The 16,005-nt window shown below is 67.2% G+C and carries 14 protein-coding genes; 7 read left to right on the top strand and 7 right to left on the bottom strand.

Going from position 1 to position 16,005, the window contains the following annotated elements:
* The first annotated feature begins 202 nt into the window (after positions 1 to 202).
* Positions 203 to 1,249, top strand: coding sequence for a MurR/RpiR family transcriptional regulator (locus ACOABP_RS14255; protein WP_474225701.1), 1,047 nt, complete (start codon positions 203 to 205; stop codon positions 1,247 to 1,249).
* Positions 1,250 to 1,255: 6 nt separating this feature from the next.
* Here the strand turns inward: ACOABP_RS14255 and ACOABP_RS14250 are convergent, their stop codons facing one another.
* The 4 genes from ACOABP_RS14250 to ACOABP_RS14235 form a co-directional block, all read right to left on the bottom strand.
* The gene (locus ACOABP_RS14250; protein WP_474225700.1) at positions 1,256 to 3,802 is read right to left on the bottom strand and encodes a DNA internalization-related competence protein ComEC/Rec2; all 2,547 of its coding nucleotides are present in this window, start codon (positions 3,800 to 3,802) and stop codon (positions 1,256 to 1,258) included.
* Positions 3,803 to 3,970: 168 nt separating this feature from the next.
* Positions 3,971 to 4,798 (bottom strand): TatD family hydrolase, encoded by an 828-nt coding sequence (locus tag ACOABP_RS14245; RefSeq protein ID WP_474225698.1) that lies wholly within the window; start codon positions 4,796 to 4,798, stop codon positions 3,971 to 3,973.
* Between the two features lie 15 nt (positions 4,799 to 4,813).
* Positions 4,814 to 5,557, bottom strand: a complete 744-nt coding sequence (lolD, locus tag ACOABP_RS14240) for a lipoprotein-releasing ABC transporter ATP-binding protein LolD (RefSeq protein ID WP_474225697.1) — start codon at positions 5,555 to 5,557, stop codon at positions 4,814 to 4,816.
* The gene (locus ACOABP_RS14235) at positions 5,550 to 6,800 is read right to left on the bottom strand and encodes a lipoprotein-releasing ABC transporter permease subunit (RefSeq protein ID WP_474225695.1); all 1,251 of its coding nucleotides are present in this window, start codon (positions 6,798 to 6,800) and stop codon (positions 5,550 to 5,552) included. The genes lolD and ACOABP_RS14235 overlap by 8 nt, the downstream gene beginning before the upstream one ends.
* A 102-nt stretch (positions 6,801 to 6,902) precedes the next feature.
* On the opposite strand from ACOABP_RS14235, the gene ACOABP_RS14230 reads away from it, so the two are divergent.
* Both ACOABP_RS14230 and recJ read left to right on the top strand, forming a co-directional pair.
* Complete coding sequence (locus ACOABP_RS14230) at positions 6,903 to 8,039, top strand: hypothetical protein (RefSeq protein ID WP_474225694.1); 1,137 nt, start codon at positions 6,903 to 6,905, stop codon at positions 8,037 to 8,039.
* Positions 8,040 to 8,059: 20 nt separating this feature from the next.
* Positions 8,060 to 9,760 carry a single-stranded-DNA-specific exonuclease RecJ gene (gene recJ, locus ACOABP_RS14225; RefSeq protein WP_474225693.1) on the top strand — a complete coding sequence of 567 codons (1,701 nt, stop codon included), beginning with the start codon at positions 8,060 to 8,062 and terminating at the stop codon, positions 9,758 to 9,760.
* 55 nt (positions 9,761 to 9,815) lie between these two features.
* Here the strand turns inward: recJ and ACOABP_RS14220 are convergent, their stop codons facing one another.
* Complete coding sequence (locus tag ACOABP_RS14220; protein WP_474227840.1) at positions 9,816 to 10,550, bottom strand: peptidoglycan DD-metalloendopeptidase family protein; 735 nt, start codon at positions 10,548 to 10,550, stop codon at positions 9,816 to 9,818.
* 242 nt (positions 10,551 to 10,792) lie between these two features.
* On the opposite strand from ACOABP_RS14220, the gene prfB reads away from it, so the two are divergent.
* From prfB to ACOABP_RS14200, 4 genes are all read left to right on the top strand, one after another.
* Positions 10,793 to 11,897 (top strand): peptide chain release factor 2 gene (gene prfB / locus ACOABP_RS14215; protein WP_156546019.1). Its coding sequence is split into 2 segments (ribosomal slippage): positions 10,793 to 10,873 and positions 10,875 to 11,897, totalling 1,104 coding nucleotides; the frame shifts between segments, so codons are not numbered across the junction.
* 121 nt (positions 11,898 to 12,018) lie between these two features.
* Positions 12,019 to 12,789, top strand: coding sequence for an SDR family oxidoreductase (locus ACOABP_RS14210; protein WP_474225692.1), 771 nt, complete (start codon positions 12,019 to 12,021; stop codon positions 12,787 to 12,789).
* 49 nt (positions 12,790 to 12,838) lie between these two features.
* A complete protein-coding gene (gene lysS, locus ACOABP_RS14205) occupies positions 12,839 to 14,383 on the top strand; it encodes a lysine--tRNA ligase (RefSeq protein WP_474225691.1) in 1,545 nt (514 codons plus the stop codon).
* A 241-nt stretch (positions 14,384 to 14,624) separates the two neighbouring features.
* Entirely contained in the window at positions 14,625 to 15,338 is a 714-nt protein-coding gene (locus tag ACOABP_RS14200) for a glycine zipper 2TM domain-containing protein (protein ID WP_474225689.1), read from the top strand.
* A gap of 109 nt (positions 15,339 to 15,447) precedes the next feature.
* Here the strand turns inward: ACOABP_RS14200 and iscX are convergent, their stop codons facing one another.
* Together iscX and fdx are read right to left on the bottom strand one after the other, a co-directional pair.
* The gene (gene iscX / locus ACOABP_RS14195; RefSeq protein WP_066738820.1) at positions 15,448 to 15,642 is read right to left on the bottom strand and encodes a Fe-S cluster assembly protein IscX; all 195 of its coding nucleotides are present in this window, start codon (positions 15,640 to 15,642) and stop codon (positions 15,448 to 15,450) included.
* A 22-nt stretch (positions 15,643 to 15,664) separates the two neighbouring features.
* Positions 15,665 to 16,003, bottom strand: a complete 339-nt coding sequence (fdx, locus tag ACOABP_RS14190; protein ID WP_474225687.1) for an ISC system 2Fe-2S type ferredoxin — start codon at positions 16,001 to 16,003, stop codon at positions 15,665 to 15,667.
* Between the last annotated feature and the right edge of the window lie 2 nt (positions 16,004 to 16,005).

The raw sequence follows: 16,005 nt of genomic DNA, 5'->3' as shown, positions 1-16,005 counted from the left end.
GCGAATGCACCGTCGGAAGCCTTGCCATTGCACGGAAATGGCGTTATGCGCGCAAATCCGGGTAAATCCCGAGATGAAAACCGGGTTTCAGGGGCTGCGAATCCGCCCACCGAGTGTGTAGAATCTCTACAAATTCCAAGGCGATGCCAGTAGCGCTACGCCCTCACGACTCCCACGCACCGTTTCCCGCACGACCTTCACCATGCGCGACAGAATCCTTGCCGTCTATGACACGCTACGCCCGTCCGAGCGCCGGCTGGCCGACTATGTGGCCCGCCACGGCGCCAGCGTCATCCGGCTGACCATGCCGGAACTGGCCGAACGCGCCGGGGTCTCGCAGCCGACGATCGCGCGCTTCTGTGCCGCGCTTGGCTACGACGGCTTCAAGGAATTCAAGCTCCAGTTCGCCCAGAACGTGGGCGGCGGCACGCCGTTCGTGCACCAGGACGTGGAGGTCAACGACCGCCCCGCCGACATCGCCGGCAAGGTCTTCGACCGCACCATCGCCACGCTGATGTCCGTGCGCAACGCGCTGTCAGCCGACCAGATCGAGCACGCCATCCGCCTGCTCGCCAGTGCGCGGCGCATCGAGTTCTACGGCTGCGGCAACTCGGGCATCGTCGCGCTTGATATCCAGCACAAGTTCTTCCGCCTGGGCATTCCCACCACGGCATATTCCGACTCGCACGTCTTCAGTATGTCGGCCGCTCTGCTGCGCCCTGGCGACGTGGCCGTACTGGTCTCGAACAGTGGCCGCACCTGGGACATGCTGGCCGCCGCCACGCTGGCCCGCGGCAGCGGCGCGGGTGTCCTGGCGCTGACTCACAGCGGATCGCCACTGGCCAGGCTGGCCGACGTCTGCGTGTTCTCCGACGTCGAGGAGGACAGCGAGGTCTATACGCCGATGACGTCGCGCATCTGCCATCTGGTGCTGGGCGACGTGCTGGCAGCCGGCGTGGCACTGGAGCGCGCCGAGTCGGTGGCGGGCGGACTGCAGCGCGCCAAGGCCCATCTGCGCGAGCGCCGCATTGCCGGTGCGGAACCGGCCGCTCTGGCCGATCAAATCGATGCGGGGGTCGACGATCAGGCGGGCAACCTCGACGAAGCAGCAAGGGACGACGCCATCCGGCCAGCGGCCAAAAAACCGGCCAGGGCCCGGAAGGCCGCCGCAAAAGCCGCCGCCCCAGCCAAACCAGCCGCCCCAGTCAAACCAGCCAAACCAGCCAAGGCCCCTGCGCGCGCCAGTTGACGTGCATCACCGCGGCGCCGGCGGCCCATCGCGCCAGTAGCGGCGATATCGCTGCCGGTACGGCACCACCTCAAGCACTTCGTCCGACGTCATGATCGATACGGCGCCGGTTTCGTCCGTCCGATATCGCGCGATCCCCGCTCGCTCGTAGCGTCGCCAGACGTCTTCGCGCGGGTGGCGGTAGCGGTTGGCAAACCCGAGCTGGAAGATCGCCACCTCTGGCCGCACCGCCCGCAGGAACGCCACATGCGATGACGTGCCACTGCCGTGATGCGGCACCAGCAGGACATCGGCACGCAGCAGTTCCGGCGGCTGGCGCCCGATCAGCGCCAGTTCCTCGCGCACGCCGATATCGCCGGTCAGCAACAGGCTGCGGTGCGCGGTTGCCACCCGCAATACGCAACTCCGTGCATTGCTCTGGAGCCTGCCGGCGACCAACTCCTCCGCCTGGGGATGCAGGACGTCGAACCGCACCCCATCCCACTGCCAGTTCGCGCCGCTCACACAGGGGTCCCAGCCTGGGCCGCCCGGCTCCGACATCAGCCGGTGCGCAGACGGCCCGGCGGTCAGTCGCGAGTCAACCGGCACCCCGTGCATGACATCACGCACGCCGCCGGCATGATCGGCATCTTCGTGGCTGACCATCAGCATATCGAGCCTCCGAATGCCCGAGGCGCGCAGGAACGGCACGACAACCTGCCCTCCGGCGCTGGTCCCGGACACGTACGCCGGCCCCGCATCGTAGAGCAGCGCATGGCGCCGCGTTTCCACCAGCACCGCCGTACCCTGCCCGACATCGAGCGCCGTGACGCGCATCTCGCCTTCGTCCACGGCAGCGCGCCCCGCCACCAGCATCGGCACCATCAGGCCTGCGCCCGCCCAGCGCGGCATCGGCCGCCCCGTTCGCGGCCACATCGGCCGCTGCGGCACAAGCAGCAGCCAGACCCCGCCGATGGCAAGCGCCGTGCGCCACCAGCCCGGATACGCGGCTTCCCACACGGCCCAGGCCGGGGCGGCCAGCCACGCCAGACCGCCCACCAGCCAGCCCAGCACGACGTGCGCCACGGCCAGCAATGGCGCGGCCAGTTGCACCGGCAGCGCGGCGCCGGCCAGCGCGAGCGGCGTCACGAGCAGGCTTACGACCGGAATCGCCACCGCATTCGCCACGCAGGACACCAGCGATACCTGACCAAACAGCAGCAGCGTCAGCGGCACAAGCCCGATGGTCACGGCCCACTGCGTACGCGCGGCACCGGCAATACTGGCGCAGAGCCGCGCCATGCGTCCACGCGCCCCATGCGCGCCCGCCTCCGGCTGCCTGTCCTCCGTACGGTCACGCGCATGAAGAAAGATCACCGCTACAGCGCCGAAAGACAGCCAGAAGCCCGGCGACATGACCGCCCAGGGATCGATTGCCACCGCAATGCCGGCGGCCCACGCCAGCACCACCGACACGGGTGTCGCCCGCCCGCTCCACAGCGCCAGCGCAGCCACGACCAGCATCGCGACGGTGCGCAACGCGGGTATCTGCATGCCGGCGATCCAGCCATAACCGAGGGCGGCCAGCACGGTCACCACCAGCGCTGCCTTCTGGGCCGGCCACAGCAGCGGGAGCGGCCGGCGCAGCCGCCGCCCAAGCCCGAACGAGCGCCGCCACAGCGTGCGCGCAAGCGCCCCCGCCGCGCCCGCGATCATCGTGATATGCAGGCCCGAGATACTGACCAGATGCGAGATGCCAGTGCGCCGGAAGATGTCCCAGTCCGCCTGCGCGATACCCCGCTGATCGCCAATCACCAGCGCGATCAGTACGGGCCCGTAGCGCGCGTCGGCAGGCAATGCGGCACGCAGGTGATCACGAAGGCCGGCACGCCACATCGCGATACGCACCGGCCACGGCACCGGGCCGCCAGCGGCCAGCGCGGTACCGTGGCGCACATGGCCCGTGGCATGCACGCCGTCGGCCAGCAGCCAGTACGCGTAGTCGAAGCCGTGTGGGTTGGCCAACCCGCGCGGACGACGCAGGCGCACGGTCAGGCGGTAGCGCTGCCCCGGCCGCAGCGCCCCGGCGGTGTCGGGCCCGCCTTGCTCGCCGGGCACGGCGGCGTCACCGGGCGGCACGTCGCGCCATGTCAGCAGCAGCCGTTCCGGCAGTGGTTGCCACGCCGCGTCGTCGTCCGGCCATTGTTCGACACGGAACAGGAAACGGCTGCCGTGCGGTGCGGCGTCGGGCAAGCCCGCCACGATGCCCTCCACCACCAGATAGCGCCCCGCCATTTCCGGCGCCAGCCAGCGATCGATGCGGCCGTCCGCACGCCACGCCGCCCAGCCCAGGCCGACCAGCAGCACCAACGCGCCGCCAACGGCCAGGCGCATGTGCCGAGTCCATCGACCACCCAGGCGTGCCGATGCCGATGCCAATGTCGTGCCAGCCAACCCGGCAAACGCGATCCCGGCAAGAGCGATCCCGGCGAGCCATTCAGCCCGGCCCGGCAGCGCGCCCTGCTGCTGCAGCAGCCAGCACCCCGCCACGAACGCCAGCAACAGCAAGCGCATGAAACCCCCGGATCGATATCACGAAAGGGGCTTTGTACCGTGCAAAAGAGGGGGAAAACGTGTCCGGGTGATACGCCGGTGTGTCAATACGTTAAATCTGCATTGACCCGGTATATCAGGCGCAGAAACGGCGCCTGATCGGCGCCAGAAATGGCAAGGAAACGATGGCTATCGTGGCGCCATGATGTCCGCGAACGTGCCCAGGCGTGGCAGTGCCGCCACCGAATTGCGCCACATGGTCTCTGCCAGTTCGCGCTCCGGCACGCCTCGTAGTTCGGCCATCACGCGCGCCACGCCGGCCACCTCGGCGGGCGTGTTGCGCGCCTTGTGCTGTTCGCCGAACTGATCGTCGGACAGCCATGCCGGGGCGATATCGGGGGCATCGGTCTCCAGCACGATGGCCTCGATGGGCAATTCCGCCGCCAGGCGCCGGATCTGCTTCGCGCGCGAGAACGTCACGTTGCCGCCGAAGCCAAGCTTCATGCCGTGCTCCACATAGCGGCGTGCCTGTTCGTGACTGCCATTGAAGGCATGCGCAATGCCCTGCCGCACGCCCACGCGCCGCAGGCCGGCATACACCTGATCCTGCGACTTGCGTACATGCAGCAGCACCGGCAGATCGAATTCGCGGGCAATCTTGAGCTGCTCGGTGTAGAGCCAGGTCTGGTGCTGGGCGTCCAGGCCAGGGACAAAGAAATCGAGGCCGATCTCGCCGATGGCTACCAGGCGCGGGTCATCGATCGACGCCGCCACCTGTTGCCGCAAGGCGTCAAGGTCGGCCTGCCCGGCGCCCGGCGTGCACAGCGGATGGATGCCCAGCGCGTAGACGCAGCGTGATCCCTCGCCGGCCAGCGCGCGCACGGCGTCGAAGTTCGATACCGCCACGGCCGGCAGCACGATGCCCGAGATGCCGGCCGACACGGCGGCATCGATCACGCCCTGGCGGTCGGCATCGAACTCGCGGGCGTCCAGATGACAATGGGTATCGATCCACATTGGCGGCGTCGCTGGTCAGCGTTCCTGGTGCAGATGCCCGTCGCGCAGCCGGAAAACGTGGTCGCAACGGCCAGCCAGTTCCATGTCGTGCGTCACGATCACGAAGCTCGTGCCCAGCGTGCGCGACAGGTCGAGCATCAGGTCGTAGACGCCGCCGGCGGTGTGGTCGTCCAGGTTGCCGGTCGGCTCGTCGGCCAGCACGCAGGCCGGCTGCCCCACCAGCGCCCGCGCAATGGCTACGCGCTGGCGCTCGCCGCCCGACAGCTCGCCCGGGCGGTGCTTCGAACGTCCACCCAGGCCCACGCGCTCCAGCACCACCTGGGCCGCGTCGCGCGCCTGGCGCTCGTTCTGGCCGCGAATGCGCATCGGCATCGCCACGTTGTCGAGCGCCGTGAACTCGGGCAACAGATGGTGGAACTGATAGACAAAGCCCAGCGAGCGGTTGCGCACGATGTTGCGCTCCTTTTCGCGCAGCGCCGTGAACGGCTTGCCCAGCAGCGCCACGCGGCCGGCGTCGGGATTGTCCAGGCCGCCCAGCACATGCAGCAGCGTCGACTTGCCTGAGCCCGACGCACCCACGATCGCCACCTTCTCGCCCGCATTGACGCGCACGTCCACGCCGCGCAGCACCTCCACATCGAGCCCGCCCTGTTTGAAGCGCTTGGTCAGGCCTTCTGCCACCAGCACCGGCGAGCCGCCGGTCTGGATCGATGCGGCGGGCACGGCCGCTGCATCCGGAATCAGCGTCGTGTCACTCATAGCGCAGGGCCTCCGCCGGATTCACGCGGGCGGCACGCCAGCTGGGGTAGAGCGTAGCCAGCGTGGCCAGCACGAAGGAGATGATGCCGATGGTGGCGATGTCGTTCACGCGGGGATCCGAAGGCAATTCGCTGATGAAATAGATGTCCTTGGGCAGGAACTGCACGTGCAGCACGCGCTCGATGAACGGCACGATCACGTCGATATTGGTGGCGATCAGCGTGCCGCCCAGCACGCCCAGCAACGTGCCGATGAAGCCGATGGCCACGCCCTGCACGATGAAGATCTTCATGATCGAGCGCGGCTGGGCACCCATCGTGCGCAGGATGGCGATATCGGCCTGCTTGTCGGTCACGGTCATGACCAGCGTCGACACCAGGTTGAACGCCGCCACGGCGATGATCAGCGTCAGGATGATGAACATCATGCGCTTTTCGGTCTGCACGGCGGCAAACCAGTTACGGTTCTGGCGTGACCAGTCGCGCAGGTACAGGTCGCCGGACATCGTGGTGGACAGCGCCTGCGCCACCTGCGGGGCCCGCTGCATGTCCTGCAGCTTGAGCCGCACGCCGGTCGGGCCGTTCTGGCGGAACAGCAGTTCCGCGTCTTCCATGTTGATTAGCGCCAGCGCGCTGTCGAACTCGTAGTGCCCCGACGAAAAGACGCCCACCACGGTGAACTGCTTCAGGCGCGGCAGGATGCCGGCCGGCGTGATGGTGCCCTGCGGCGCCACCAGCGTGACCTTGTCGCCCACGCGCACACCCAGGGCGTTGGCCAGTTCGCTGCCCAGCGCGATATCGAAGCCGCCCGGGACCAGCGCGTTCATGCTGCCGGCGCGGAACTGGCTGCCGATGTCGGACACCTTGGGCTCCTGGCTCGGGTCCACGCCACGCAGCAGCACGCCGCGCACGGCGTCGTCGCGCGTGAGCATGGCCTGCGCCGCCACATAGGGCGCGGCGCCGATCACTTCCTTGTTGCGCTCGGCCTCGGCGGCGGTCTTCTGCCAGTCCTGCAGCGGCCCTGCCCCGATCACTTCGATGTGCGACAGCACCGACAGCATGCGGTCGCGCACCTCCTTCTGGAAACCGTTCATGACCGACAGCACGACGATCAGCGCGGCCACGCCCAGCGCGATGCCAAGCATCGAGATCATCGAAATGAACGAAATGAACGTGTTGCGGCTGGCGCGCTTGCTTGCGCGGGTATATCGCCAGCCGATCTGCCACTCGTAAGGAAAGTTCAAGAGGAGTCCTGTTGTTCTGGAAACGCGTCGGCGCCAATTTTGCCACCCGGGGGTGACGGAAAACTGGCGCCGGCCAGCCGGAAGTTTACAATCTCGGCAACCATGATGACGCACCTGACCCTGATTGTGCCTTTTTCCGTCCCGCCTGGCGCCGGCGACGACGCCACGGACGATGTCGTCCCTGGCGCGCTGCTGCGCCAGTTGGAGTTGCCCGCGCTCGGAAAGTTGCTGACGCGCGCCACGCCGGGACCCCGCGAAACGCACGACGACCCCTACCTGCGCACGCTGCCGCAGGAACGCTGGCTGGCCGGCCGCGCCGGCCTGGATACCGTCCAGGTGCCGACTGCGCCCTTTATGCGACTGGCCGACCGTGCCGCCGCGGGGCTGCCCGCCGGATTGGGAGAATCTGCCGAAGCGCCAGGCCCGGGCACCGGCTGGGCCTGCCTGCAGCCGGTGCATATCCACGCCGCACGCGACCATCTGGTGCTGATGCACCCCGATCAGCTCGACATCCGCGCCGACGAGGCCGACACGCTGCGTGCGGCCATCGCCGAACTGCTTGCTGAATCCGGCATCCCGCTTGAAGCGCCCCACCCGGCGCGCTGGTATGTGCCCGAAGGCACCTTCGGCGAGCTGACGGCCACCACGCCGGTTCGTGCCACCGGCCGCAATATCGATATCTGGATGCAGGCCGGGGCGCGCGCCCGCGACTGGCGCCGGCTGCAGAACGAGATCCAGATGACCTGGCACGGCCACCCGGTCAACGACGCCCGCGAAGCCGAAGGCCGCCTGCCGGTCAATTCGGTCTGGCTGCATGGCGGCGGCAAGGCCGCCACCACACGCAAGCTGGCCGACACGGTACTGACCGGCGACCCGTTCATGGCCGGCCTGGCCCTGGCCGCAGGCAGCCGCATCGGCCCGCAGCCAGCCCGCTTTGCCGACGTGGCGAACACGGACGGCAGCGTCATGTGCATGCTGGACAGCGCCACCGAAGCCCATATCGCGTCCGACTGGGGCCTGTGGCTCGAACGCATGCATGCGCTGGACGCCGAATGGTTCCAGCCCGTGCTCGACGCGCTGACCGCCGGCCAGATCCAGGCCGTCACGCTGGTACTTGGCGGCGAGAACCACTTTGCCGAATTCACGGTCACCCGGGCCGACCTGCGCAAGTTCTGGCGCGGCCTGGGTGCACGCGGCGACTGGCGCGCACTGCTGTCGAACCTGGCCATGGCCGCCTAGCCGTCACCGGAACGAAGATCATGACCCGGATTGCCATCCGCTCCTATTCCGACGACCACGCCAGCGTGCTGGCCGCCGCCGGCCTGCACCCCACGCTGGCCCGTATCCTGTCCGCGCGCGGCGTGCTCGATCCGGCCGAACTGGCTACCGAACTGCCCGGACTGGTGCCCCCTTCCGCCATGAAGGGCATCGACCAGGCTGCCACATATCTGGCCGACGCCATCGCCGCCCAGCGCAAGCTGCTGATCGTGGCCGACTACGACTGCGACGGCGCCACCGCCTGTGCCGTGGGCGTGCGGGGGCTGCGCATGCTGGGCGCCCGGGTGGACTACATCGTGCCGAACCGTTTCGAGTACGGCTATGGCCTGACGCCCGAGATCGTCGAACTGGCCGCGCAGCAGCGGCCCGACGTGATCGTGACCGTGGACAACGGCATTGCCAGCGTCGACGGCGTGGCAGCTGCCAATGCACGGGGTATCGACGTGGTGGTGACCGATCACCACCTGCCGGGCGCCGTGCTGCCCGACGCCGCCGTCATCGTGAATCCGAACCAGCCCGGGTGCGAATTCCCGAGCAAGAACCTGGCTGGCGTGGGCGTGATGTTCTACGTGCTGCTGGCGCTGCGTGCCGAACTGCGCCTGCGCGGGGTCTATACCAAGGAAACCCAGCCGCCGCTGCAGACGCTGCTGGACCTGGTAGCGCTTGGCACCGTGGCAGACGTGGTCAAGCTGGACGCCAACAACCGCATTCTGGTGGCGCAAGGCCTGAAGCGCATGCGCATGGGCCGCATGCACGCCGGCGTGGCCGCGTTGTTCCGGGCCGCCGGCCGCGAAGCGCCGCGCGCCAATACGTTCGACCTGGGCTTCGGGCTGGGGCCGCGCCTCAATGCGGCGGGCCGCCTGGCCGACATGTCGCTGGGCATCGAGTGCCTGCTGACCGACGACGCCAACCGCGCCTGGGAAATCGCCCAGGAACTGGACGGCATGAACCGGGAGCGCCGCGATATCGAGGCCGGGATGCAGCAGGAAGCGCTGCAGATCCTGGAGCAGCCGCTGGCCGGGCTCGACCCGGCGTCGCGCTACACGCTGAGCGTGTTCCACGAAACCTGGCACCAGGGCGTGATCGGCATCGTAGCCTCGCGGCTCAAGGAGAAATTCCACCGTCCGACGATCACCTTCGCGCCGGGAGACGACGAGCACATCAAGGGGTCCGGCCGGTCGATCCCGGGCTTTCACCTGCGCGATGCGCTGGATCTGGTGTCCAAGCGCCATCCGGGCCTGCTGGTGAAATTTGGCGGACACGCCATGGCGGCCGGCCTGACCGTGCGCGCGAAGGATTTCGACACCTTCGTGGCGGCCTTCGAGGCCGTGGGCCACGAGTGGCTCAACGAAGAGCAGCTGGCCCGGGTGATCGAAACCGACGGCGATATCGACGATGGCTGCTTCAGCCCCGAATTCGTGACCCTGCTGGAAGGCCAGGTCTGGGGCCAGGGCTTTCCGCCGCCCACTTTCTCGGGCGAATTCGAGGTGCTGCGCCAGACCGTGCTGAAGGGCAAGCACCTGAAACTGCAGCTGGGGCGCGGCAGCCAGCGTTTCGACGCGATCTGGTTCAACCACGCCGACGCGCTCGACGGCGCCAGCGCGCTGGTGGCCTACCGGCTCGACAACAACACGTTCAACGGCGTGACGCGCGTGCAGCTGGTGGTGGAGCACGCACAGTAATCCGGCCTCCCGGGCTGGTGCCCGGGCCCTTCCTCGTGATCCCGTTACGATCCCGTTATCCGCGCGGCGGCAGGTAGCTGGCCGGATTCACCGGCTTGCCGTTGCCGCGCACTTCAAAGTGCAGCTCGTTGGTGCGGGTCATGCTGCCGATGTCCTGCCCGGCCGAGATCCGGTCGTTTTCCTTGACCAGCGGGCGGTCCAGGTTGCCGTACACGGTCAGCCAGTCGTCGTTGTGCTTGATGATGACCAACTGGCCATAGCCGCGCAACGTGCCCACGTGGATCGCCCAGCCGGGCGCCGCGGCGCGCACCTTTCCGCCAGCCGGCACCTCGATCCGCAACCCTTTTTCCGAAGGCGGCGCAAAGCTGCCGGTGACGCGTCCGTCGGCCGGCCATTGCAGGCGGATGGCACTGGCGGGCGGCTTCGACGGCGTGGTGTCGGGGGCGGCGGCGCGCGGGGTGGAGGTTGCGGCAGGCTTTTCGGTAGCCTTGGCGGCCGAGATTCCGGCGCCAGCGGGCGGCTTGACGCGAATCAGCTGGCCAACCTCGATCTGGCTCGAATCGGAAATATTGCTCCAGCGCGCCAGATCGGCCACCGAGCGGTTGTGGCGCCGGGCGATCGAATACAGCGTGTCGCCGCGCTCGACGCGGTAATAGCCCTCGGGCGCGGGCTCGCTGGGCGTGGTGCCGCAGGCGGCCAGCATGGCGGCCAGCGAGATCGCGGCCAGGCGCCCCAGCGTGCGCCGGCGCGCACCCTGCGGGCGCGTCACGTCGTGATGGACTGCGTGGATTCCTGTCATGCGTACGGGGAAACTCCTGATCGTGGCCGCTATTGTCGCCGAAGTTGGAACGAAACCTTGCAGCGAAAAGAGGGGAAAGTCACGCAATAGACCGTTCGACATGCGAACAGTTCAGCCAATCCCTCGGCCAGCGCCATATCCCGACTGCAATCCGGGTGGCACGGAGGCCGGATTCGCGGCGCCAATCCGCTATAATTCCACGTTTTGCAAGCGCAGGATTTCTAGGAATATCAATGGAAGCAGAACGCCTCAACGCCATCTCCGGTGCCATCTCCGATCTCCGTTCGCGAACGGAAGATCTACGGGGGTATCTTTGACTACGATGTCAAAGAAAACCGCCTAGACGAAGTCAACGGACTCCTGGAAGACCCGGACGTCTGGAACAACCCCAAGCGTGCCCAGGACTTGGGCAAGGAAAAGAAGGCGCTCGAAGCCGTCGTGCAGACGCTGGGCAAGCTCACCGAAGACCTGGCTGGCGCGGACGAGCTGTTCGAACTCGCACGCGAGGAAGGTGACGACGAGACGCTGGAATCGATCAATGCCGACGTGCAGGGTTTCGAGGCGATCGTCGCCGACATGGAATTCCGCCGCATGTTCTCGGGCGAGATGGACCAGGCCAACGCGTTCATCGATATCCAGGCCGGCGCCGGCGGTACCGAGGCGTGCGACTGGGCATCGATGCTGCTGCGCCAGTACCTGAAGTACTGCGAGCGCAAGGGCTTCAAGGCCGAGGTGCTCGAAGAGTCCGAGGGCGACGTGGCCGGCATCAAGAGCGCCACGATCAAGATCGAAGGTGAATACGCATTCGGCTACCTGCGCACCGAAACCGGCGTGCACCGCCTGGTGCGCAAGTCGCCGTTCGATTCGTCGGGCGGTCGCCATACGTCGTTCTCGTCGGTGTTCGTCTACCCCGAGGTGGATGATTCGTTCGAAGTTGAAGTCAACCCGGCCGACCTGCGCGTGGATACCTACCGCGCATCGGGCGCCGGCGGCCAGCACATCAACAAGACCGATTCGGCCGTGCGGATCACGCACATCCCGACCGGCATCGTCGTGCAGTGCCAGAACGACCGTTCGCAGCACCGCAACCGCGCCGAAGCCATGTCGATGCTGAAGTCGCGCCTGTACGAGCACGAGATGCGCAAGCGTCAGGCCGAGGCCGACAAGCTCGAAGCCGGCAAGACCGATGTGGGCTGGGGCCACCAGATCCGCTCGTACGTGCTGGACCAGAGCCGCATCAAGGACCTGCGCACCAACGTGGAAATGTCCAACACGCAGAAGGTGCTCGACGGCGACCTCGACCCGTTCATCGAGGCCAGCCTGAAACAGGGCCTGTAACACCGGCACGGCCTGCAGCCGCAGCCGCGCCGCCATGCCTGCCCCGTGCCGGCATGGCGGCGCGACAAGAACCCAGAGTCTCCATCCCGAAGTCGCCGTTTCATCGAACAAGGTCCACGTCATGACCACCGGAACGCCCCGCTCCACTCATCTCTACATCGTCACCGGCGCCTCGCGCGGCCTGGGTGCGTCGCTCGTGCGTGCGCTGCTCAAGCCGGGCAATCGCATCATCGGCGTGGCGCGCAGCCGCAATACCGACCTCGAACGCGAGGCTTCGGCCAGCGGCGTGCCCGTGGCCTGGCACCTGCAGGACCTGTCGCAGCCCGGCCCGTCGGCCGGCTGGCTGTCCAGCGTGCTGGAAGCCGTGGACAATGCCCCGGCCAGCGTGACGCTGATCCTGAACGCGGGTGTGGTGGAGCCCATCGGCCCGATCACCGAGCTGCACGAAAACACGCTGGTGCCGCATCTGCAGACCAACCTGGTCACGCCGATGACGATGACCGGCGCATTCATCGACGCCACCGCTCGCTTCGACTGCCCGCGCAAGGTGCTGGCCATCTCGTCGGGCGCGGCGCGCAACCCGGTGCCGGGCTGGAGCGCCTACTGCGCCGGCAAGGCGGGCCTGGACATGTTCATCCGCTCGGTCAACGCCGAGTACGCCAGCCTGGCCGACGAGCGCGCGGTGCGCGCCGTGGCGCTGGCGCCAGGCGTGGTGGACACGGGCATGCAGGAGACCATCCGCGGCGCCGATTTTGCCCAGGTGCAGCGCTTCCGCGACCTGAAGGCGAACGACCAGCTGGCGTCGCCGGACGACGTCGCGCAACGCATCGCCACCTATCTGGAGCGCGCCGACTTCGGCAAGACCGAACTCGACGACATCCGCAACTATTGAACTGAACCATCGCGCAGGCCCCGCGCCTTGTGCGACCGAAGCTGACACCATGACCGAACCGACCCGCACGCCTGCCGCCGCACCCGCCGACGCGCCTGCCGTAGACGAGAACAAGATCATTGCCGAACGGCGCGAGAAGCTGCAGGCCCTGCGCGAGCAAGGCGTGGCCTTCCCGAACGATTTCCGCCCGACGCACCAGGCCGGCGCGCTGCATGCGCAGTATGGCGAGACCGACCAGGCCGCGCTCGAAGCCGGCCCGGTGGAAGTGTCGACCGCCGGCCGCATGATGCTCAAGCGCGTGATGGGCAAGGCCAGCTTTGCCACCGTGCAGGACGGCAGCGGCCAGATCCAGTTCTACATCACGCGCGACAAGGTGGGCGAGGACGTCTACGCCGCCTTCAAGCACTGGGACCTGGGCGACATCATCAGCGCGCGCGGCGAGCTGTTCCGCACCAACAAGGGCGAGCTGTCGGTGCAGGTGCGCGAACTGCGCCTGCTGTCGAAGAGCCTGCGCCCGCTGCCGGACAAGTTCCACGGCCTGGCCGACCAGGAAATGAAGTACCGCCAGCGCTATGTGGACCTGATCGTCTCGCCCGAAACGCGCGACACGTTCCGTGCCCGTACCAAGGCGATGTCGTCGCTGCGCCGCCATATGTCCGACGCCGGCTTCATGGAAGTGGAAACGCCGATGCTGCACCCGATTCCGGGCGGCGCGGCGGCCAAGCCGTTCATCACGCACCACAATGCGCTGGACATGCAGATGTTCATGCGTATCGCTCCCGAGCTGTACCTGAAGCGCCTGATCGTCGGCGGCTTCGAGCGCGTGTTCGAGATCAACCGCAACTTCCGTAACGAAGGGGTGAGCCCGCGCCACAACCCCGAGTTCACGATGATGGAGTTCTACGCGGCCTACACGGACTACCGCTGGCTGATGGACTTCACCGAGAACCTGATCCGCCAGGCGGCCATCGACGCCAGCGGCAGCGCCGTGCTGACCTACCAGGGCCGCGAGCTGGACCTGTCCAAGCCCTTCCATCGCCTGACGATCTGCCAGGCCATCCAGAAGTACGCGCCGGAATATACCGATGCGCAGCTGGCCGACGCAGATTTCCTGCGTGCCGAGCTGAAGGGCAAGTTCAAGATCAACACCAGCGCGCCGCAGTTCCTGAACGCCGGCGTGGGCACGCTGCAACTGGTGCTGTTCGAGGAAACAGCAGAGTCGCAGCTGTGGGAGCCGACCTATATCGTCGACTACCCGGTGGAAGTGTCGCCGCTGGCGCGCGCCTCGGACACGCAGGCAGGCATCACCGAGCGTTTCGAACTGTTCATCACGGGCCGCGAGATCGCCAACGGCTTCTCGGAGCTGAACGATCCGGAAGACCAGGCCGACCGCTTCCGCAAACAGGTAGAGCAGAAGGACGCCGGCGACGAGGAAGCCATGTACTTCGACGCCGACTACATCCGCGCGCTCGAATACGGCATGCCCCCGACCGGCGGCTGCGGCATCGGCATCGACCGCCTGGTCATGCTGCTGACCGACAGCCCGAACATCCGTGACGTGATCCTGTTCCCGCACCTGCGCCGCGAAGACTGATCGGCTGATCGAAGTTCTTGTAGTTTCCCCTCTCCCCAGCGCCCCCGAGCGCAGGAGAGGGGCGCTTCCGCCCCTTCCGGTGTTACAGACGCCGCGCCACATCGCTCCAGATCCCACCGTAACCCTTTGATTTTCCGGCCGATTCCTGGCTACAGATCCTTACAAAATCAAACGGAAACCGGATCGTAATTCGGCCAGACTCTAGGTATCCACCGCTTGCCGGTGACTTGGAGAACAAGAAATGTCTGGTCCGGAAACCCTCCCCGCCCTGCCGTCGCAACGCCGCCTGAATCCGCTGGTGGGCGCAGCCGCCATTGCACTCGTGGTGGCGAGCCTGACGGTGGTCGCAGCCGTGACGGGCGTGTTGCCGATTACCAAGGCCACCCAGGGGCCGACGACCGAGGCTTCGTACAGCAACAGCAATGCATACGGCAATGCTGGCAGCAACACCGGCGCGCAGCCGGTAGCGCCCGAGCCGCCAGCGCTGAGGAGCCAGGCGGCACCGGGTTCGACCACCCGCCCGCCCGCCTATGACGCCCGCCAGGCCCAGAACACCATGGCCCCGCCGCCGGCCCAGCCGATGCAGCAGGCCCAGGCCGAAGAAAAGCCTGCGGCCCGCCCGAGCCATACGGCCGGCCATGTGACCGGCGTGCAGGTGGTGGAAGCTGAAAAGCCGACCAGCGGCCTGGGCGCCGTGGGCGGTGCCGTCGTGGGCGGCCTGCTGGGCAACCAGATCGGCTCCGGCAACGGCCGGATCCTGGGCACCGTGGCCGGTGCCGCTGCGGGCGGTTTCGGAGGCAACTACGCCGAAAAGAAACTCAATACGAACAAGTCGTACCGCGTCAGCGTGAAGATGGATGACGGCTCGCGCCGCACGTTCACGTACCAGAACCCGCCGGGGGTCGAAGTCGGCCAGCGCGTCCATCTGGAGCGCGGTGTGCTGGTGACCGGCTGACGCCGTTCGGATGCCAGCCCGGTCGCGCGAGTCTGGTCCGACCGTCCAATAAAAAAGCACGGCTGCTACGCCGTGCTTTTTTGCTTTGTTCGCCTGGGATCAGCTGGGCTTACTCCGCTTCCTCGATCCACGCCTGCTGGATCGCTTCCAGGATCTTCTCGCCCGAGCGCTCCGGCAGGTCGCTGAAACCGTCCAGTTCCAGCACCCATTGACGCAGTTGCGTAAACCGCACCGTCACCGGGTCGACGTCAGGAAACTTGTCGTACAGCGCGGCGGCGATGTCGTAGGTATCTGTCCATTTCATTGGAAAACTCCTCGCGCGGGCCTTAGTGGCCTTCCTTGGCGTGGTTGATCGTGTACTTCGGGATTTCGACGGTCAGGTCCGTGTCCGCGACGAGTGCCTGGCACGACAGGCGCGAATTGGGCTCCAGGCCCCACGCCTTGTCCAGCAGGTCTTCCTCTTTTTCCTCGGCATCTTCCAGCGACTTGAAGCCCTCCCGCACCACCACGTGGCACGTGGTGCAGGCGCACGACTTCTCGCAGGCGTGCTCGATGTTGATACCGTTGTTCAGCAGCGCGTCGCAGATGCTGGTACCGGTGCCGGCCTCGAAGACAGCGCCCTCCGGACACAACTCGACGTGGGGCAAAACGATGATCTGTGGCATGT

The sequence above is a fragment of the Cupriavidus sp. HE11 genome, assembly GCF_056097175.1.
Note: the sequence above shows the minus strand (reverse complement) of the source record. Positions and strands in the feature narration are given on the sequence as shown.

Bases quoted from the DNA above. Each gene is read 5' to 3' on its own strand.
- ACOABP_RS14250 (WP_474225700.1), bottom strand. From the start codon at position 3,802: ATGCGCTTGCTGTTGCTGGCGTTCGTGGCGGGGTGCTGGCTGCTGCAG.
- ACOABP_RS14245 (WP_474225698.1), bottom strand. From the start codon at position 4,798: ATGTGGATCGATACCCATTGTCATCTGGACGCCCGCGAGTTCGATGCC.
- ACOABP_RS14210 (WP_474225692.1), top strand. From the start codon at position 12,019: ATGACCACCGGAACGCCCCGCTCCACTCATCTCTACATCGTCACCGGC.
- iscX (WP_066738820.1), bottom strand. From the start codon at position 15,642: ATGAAATGGACAGATACCTACGACATCGCCGCCGCGCTGTACGACAAG.
- ACOABP_RS14200 (WP_474225689.1), top strand. From the start codon at position 14,625: ATGTCTGGTCCGGAAACCCTCCCCGCCCTGCCGTCGCAACGCCGCCTG.
- lolD (WP_474225697.1), bottom strand. From the start codon at position 5,557: ATGAGTGACACGACGCTGATTCCGGATGCAGCGGCCGTGCCCGCCGCA.
- fdx (WP_474225687.1), bottom strand. From the start codon at position 16,003: ATGCCACAGATCATCGTTTTGCCCCACGTCGAGTTGTGTCCGGAGGGC.
- ACOABP_RS14230 (WP_474225694.1), top strand. From the start codon at position 6,903: ATGATGACGCACCTGACCCTGATTGTGCCTTTTTCCGTCCCGCCTGGC.
- lysS (WP_474225691.1), top strand. From the start codon at position 12,839: ATGACCGAACCGACCCGCACGCCTGCCGCCGCACCCGCCGACGCGCCT.
- ACOABP_RS14255 (WP_474225701.1), top strand. From the start codon at position 203: ATGCGCGACAGAATCCTTGCCGTCTATGACACGCTACGCCCGTCCGAG.
- recJ (WP_474225693.1), top strand. From the start codon at position 8,060: ATGACCCGGATTGCCATCCGCTCCTATTCCGACGACCACGCCAGCGTG.